3 protein-coding genes are annotated in these 5102 nt (G+C 37.7%); all 3 read right to left on the reverse strand.

The genetic code is table 11. The features are described 5' to 3' along the window. Window positions 1-187 (reverse strand): hypothetical protein (locus tag DXB52_RS14725; RefSeq protein WP_147343386.1); only part of this gene is annotated, 187 nt, incomplete at its 3' end. Beyond that, on the reverse strand, window positions 144-284 hold the full coding sequence (locus DXB52_RS16270) for a hypothetical protein (protein ID WP_181980176.1): 141 nt from the start codon (window positions 282-284) through the stop codon (window positions 144-146). The genes DXB52_RS14725 and DXB52_RS16270, both read right to left, overlap by 44 nt. A 174-nt stretch (window positions 285-458) precedes the next feature. Beyond that, window positions 459-4670 (reverse strand): type VII secretion protein EssC, encoded by a 4212-nt coding sequence (gene essC, locus DXB52_RS14730; protein ID WP_118107936.1) that lies wholly within the window; start codon window positions 4668-4670, stop codon window positions 459-461. Window positions 4671-5102 lie beyond the last annotated feature (432 nt).

A 5102-nucleotide genomic window follows, 5' to 3' on the forward strand; every position in this document is an offset into this window, starting at 1 on the left:
TGCGTAACTGGGAAACGTCATGGACGGCTATCCCGTAACGGACTTCATAAGGTACTGCGTCCAGTGCTTCCCCTGCCTGGTCTGCATAAGTCCTCATAGCAGACACATGCTCCTTGCACTGCTCTAAGATGCTTTTGATATCCTTACACAGCTGTGTGATCTCGCTTACCTGGAATACTCTCTTCATCTATCTTCCACCTTTCTTTTATAACCGATGACAGATGACTCTTCTCTGCTGATATTTTCTGTCCCATCTCGTCAAAAATCATTCGTTTCGCACTCATAAAATCACGTTTCTTTTTTCACAATTTTTTCTTTATTTTACATGATTTCGCCCTGTTTTTCAATCTTTTCATGTGCTTTTTTGTGCATTCTACCATATCCTCTTCTAACTTTTTTATATAAATAGAAAAGGGATATTACAGCGTCTTATCCGTCTATAATATCCCTTTTCTCTCTTATTTCATTTCCCTGTGAAAAATCAATTTTACTTTCCGGTTCACACCTGCATTGTGGTAATAACCAAATTCCACTTTTCGATTTTCTTCCCGAACTCCGGTGTAACTGAACAATAGCTGATCTTTGATGTTTCCAAGAATTAAAACTTCCCGGCTTGCCAAAAGCATTTCGATAAATTTACTCCGTGTCATCTTCTTCACTTTAAATTCTGAAGTGACTAATACATAAATACCGTATCGGACTGCTTCTTCCAAAATATCGATCCTGCTGTTATCTTCTTCTACATTCTCATACAGTTCCTGAAGCATATCTACCATCACATAGATTGGTGGAAGTGTTTTCACAAATGTTTCCATGCTTAAGGAAACATCATCCAGTTTTGCTTCTTCATATTCTTCTTTTCTTGCAAAAACATCTTCTTTAATCTGATCTAAGGTTGCAGCCACAGCACTCTTATCTCCTGCATAAACCACATTTTCTTTTGACTGGTAAGCAGCAAGTTCATGACTCTTATTGTCAAATACATATACCTTGTCATCTGACAGCAGAGTAAGCATATTTTTAATCACATTTGTCTTGCCTGTCTTTGCATTTCCAAGAATAAATGCCGGAGCCTGTTCCATTGAAAGATAGTAAACCTGTAATGTATCGGTATCCAATCCAATCGGCACTTTGCAGATTGTCTTTTCATATCCCGGATAGGAAGGAAGCATTGGCATGGTAAGTTCTTCCGGCATAACCGGGATTTCTTTTGCTTTTTCTTCCGAAGATTTCTGACTTATTTCAAAAATAAGTTCCTTTAGATTTTGATTATATTCTTTCTCCGTTTCAAAAGGAACCGGAGTATACAGCTGCATCACATGGATACTGTCTGTTTTTACCAAAGCCCTTCCTTTATGCTCTTCCGGCAACTTATATGGACTTCTTCCCACAAAGGAAGAAAGTTCACTTTCATCAAAATTAAAACCGCCGATTCTTACTTTGAAATTGTTTCTGGCTGCACTTCTCATTGCTCCGTCTCTCGATGTACTAACTGCCAGGTAAATGCCAAGTCCTGCACCATCTCTTGACACCTTCTGTATAAAGTTTTCTACACTTTCGCCCAATTCCTTTATGACTTCATACTGATCAATCACAATTACAATGGCTTTTAATGGCTCTTGCTGTGTTTCATTATATACAGAAAAATTCTGTACCATGGCACGTGCCAGTTTTTTCTTTCTCTCTTTGATTTCTTCCAGAATTAATTTCTGGAATTTTCCTATTTTTTCTTCATGATCGATGTTCATGTAATCTGCCACATGAGGAAGCTGCTTTAATGGGATCATTCCGCTGTTTCCCAAATCCAAAAGATAGAAATTCAGATTTTTCACAGCATTTTTGGCAGACAACCCTAAAATAATCTGTGTAAGCAGCATGGTTTTTCCATATCCGCTGGAAGACAGATACAAGAAATGTCCATTCTTTTCAAAGTCTAGGATATATTCTGTCTGAGCCTGTTCCTCCGGAATATCCATCATACCAATCCCTAATTTCAAATCAACCTTTTGGAAATTTACACTGTCTTGAATGTCCAACACATAAGGAGACTGTATCTGAAATGCCAGAGATGGAAGCCATGTCTTTTTCACTTTCACGCAGTGTTCTTCTTCATAAACCTTCTGAAGATGTTCTACCACCACGTCTAACTGGCTTTTCTTTAACTGCTTGCTTTCCTTTGTTCCACTAAAATCCTTATTTAACGCTTCTCCTTGTCCAAGTGCATTCAACAGATAGACTCTGTCATCTTCCTCTTTTTGTTCTTCTTTTGTACCATAGGCTGCACCACTCCATGCAGACTGGAACAATTCATAAATTTCATTATTTCCAACCTGTAAATATCCACGTCCTGCCTGTGTGATGTTTGCTGCATCTGCCGTATGGAGCATTTCTTTACTATCCGCTGCATTTTGTACTTTCAAACATAAACGGAATGTTGAGTTACTCCAAATCTGGTCATCCACTACTCCTGATGGTTTCTGTGTTGCCAGAATCAAATGCACCCCAAGACTTCGTCCAATACGGGAAGTAGAGTCTAATTCTGCCATAAATTCCGGCTGTTCTTTCTTCAACTCCGCAAATTCATCACTGATGATAAACAGATGCGGAAGCGGTTCTTCTGCTTTCCCCATACGGAATAATTTCTGATAATCATTAATATGATTTACCCCATACTCCGCAAAAATACGCTGTCTGCGTGCCAGTTCACTCTTAATAGATGCCATTGCCCGCATACTCTCTGCTTTGTCTAAGTTTGTAATCGTTCCCAAAAGATGCGGAAGATCTGCAAACAAGTTTGCCATTCCCCCACCTTTATAATCAATCAAAAGAAAGCCAACTTCATGGGGATGGAAATTCACGGCAAGAGACAAAATATACGTCTGAATGGTTTCTGATTTACCCGAACCGGTTGTGCCTGCCACAAGACCATGCGGTCCGTGTGCTTTTTCATGAAGGTTTAGTTCTGTAAAATCATTTTCTGCCTTTGCACCAATCGGAACGGCAAGACTTTTATAAGCACTATGGGACTCCCATCGTTTTTCCACTTCCAACTGTTCTGTGTTATCTACTCCATACATTTCAAAAAAGGTCAGTTTGTCTGGTACCTGCGAAGTAATGCCCTGTTCATGTATAAGTGGACTTAGCGCTCTTGCCATTTTCTCTAACGGAATCCCTTCCGTATGCTGCACTTCAAAACGAAGGTTCTTTCTCTCTCCTTCTTCCAATAAAAGATGAGCCTCTTCTGAATTATCTAAAATACAGATTGTTCTAATATTTTCCGGCAGATTGGATTGTTGATCAGTCGTATACATCATACTAAAGCCTAATTCCATTTCCCTGCTTTGCAGGTATTCCATAATCGCATGATTTAAAATCAATTTGGGTTCATCAATGATAAATAACAAATAGGGAAGGAAAATGTGTGCTTTCTTTTCTTCTTCCTGTTTTAGTTTTCTCTCTTTTAAAATCTGCTGGATACTTCCTAATATCTGATCTCGAATCTGCTCCGAATAAATCTCCCCGATCACATTGATAAATTCCAATCGCAGATGCGGATACCAGCGCATATATTGAAAGTCCTCCGTATATGCTCCGCTATGGATAAACACAATCTGCAGTTCTCTGTAACTTTGGAAAAAGGTTAATTGAGCAAGCAGATATTTCAACTGCTCATGGATATTTCTCTTGTTTCCTACCAGACCTAAATGTGCCTTTTTCAGATCAATCTCTACGGGGATCTGCTCTACTTTTTGAAATTCCTTCGGTATTTTTTTCGCCCGGTCAATCAATTCATCCTTTGTCATATCCAGTTCTTTATCTTCATAAGAAACTTCTATCTGGGACTCACCTTTTCGGTATCCTAAATTTACTTTTAAAAAGTCATCATCTAAAATAGAACGTTCATAAATACGGCTGCTGTATTCCAGTACCATGTCCTGCAGCATAGGAAGTGTTGGTGTCTGATAATCAATTGCTTCCCGTTCTTCTTTCCTTAACTTCTTGATTTCTTTTCGTTTGCGAAGAAGATAATCATCATACATGATTTCCCGATCCTTATTTTCCTGCTTAATGTTCCGCTTTTCGCTTACATATCTTTGAATGGAAAAGATTAAGGTAATGGCAGTCATTCCTGCTGTCATATACATATAAGGTCCTCGTTTCATAAACACACCCATGGCAATGGTAAGTGCCATCATGCAAAGAGGAGGAATAATCAGTTGTGCCAGACTACCTCTGGACATTTCTTTTTTCCTGGGAGGAACTTTAATTTCCACTTTTTCCTCTTTTCTCTGATATACAACTCTTGGAGAACGTTTATAGAAAGGAAAGCCTTCAAAATATTCTTCTTCCTGGCGTTCCGGAAGTAACGTTGTTTCAAAACATTCTGTATCTGCCTGAACTTCCAGTTTTTCTTTAAAAAATGTAATCGAAAGCTCTTCAATCTGTATCTGATCACCATTTTTAATGGAAATCTTCTCCTCATTCACAATCTGATGATTCAAAAAAATCGGAATATTTCCCTCTCTTTTGAAACTCAAGATATCTCCATCCAGACACATCTGCATTGGAAGATGCCATACAAAGTCATAAGAAAACGAATCTGCTTCTGTCCCGAACCAGATCTGCGGTTTTCTTTTGTATGTTTTGATGGATATATTATTTCTCCCCATGTTTTCTTTTCTCCTTTCTTATGGTATCTTCCTAGCATTTCACATATGGTAATTTTAAATTTATGTTACTCTAATGTAAACTTTAAATTTTTCCCTGCAATGTTACTTTCTAAATTTTCATAGTACCAAAAATATCTTTTCCCTTGACATGACTCATATTGAATAACCCGGTGGGTTCTTGACCTTCTATTTTCATTTTATACACTTCTTTTGATTTGCAATCCCCAAAAACAAATCTTGTATTTTCTGGATTAACATTCATATTTTGAGTATAGTCACTAAGAGTTAATTGATCACGTATCAAATTTTTTAATGCTTCCTACTGATTTTGCATTTGATCTTATTTCTGAGTTAATTGATCACGTATCAAATTTTTTAATGCTTCCTACTGATTTTGCATTTGATCTTATTTCTGTTGGTATACTAGATAAG

Source organism: Ruminococcus sp. OM04-4AA (genome assembly GCF_003462585.1).
Taxonomy (GTDB): domain Bacteria; phylum Bacillota; class Clostridia; order Lachnospirales; family Lachnospiraceae; genus Mediterraneibacter; species Mediterraneibacter faecis.

Bases quoted from the DNA above. Each gene is read 5' to 3' on its own strand.
- essC (WP_118107936.1), bottom strand. From the start codon at position 4,670: ATGGGGAGAAATAATATATCCATCAAAACATACAAAAGAAAACCGCAG.
- DXB52_RS16270 (WP_181980176.1), bottom strand. From the start codon at position 284: ATGAGTGCGAAACGAATGATTTTTGACGAGATGGGACAGAAAATATCA.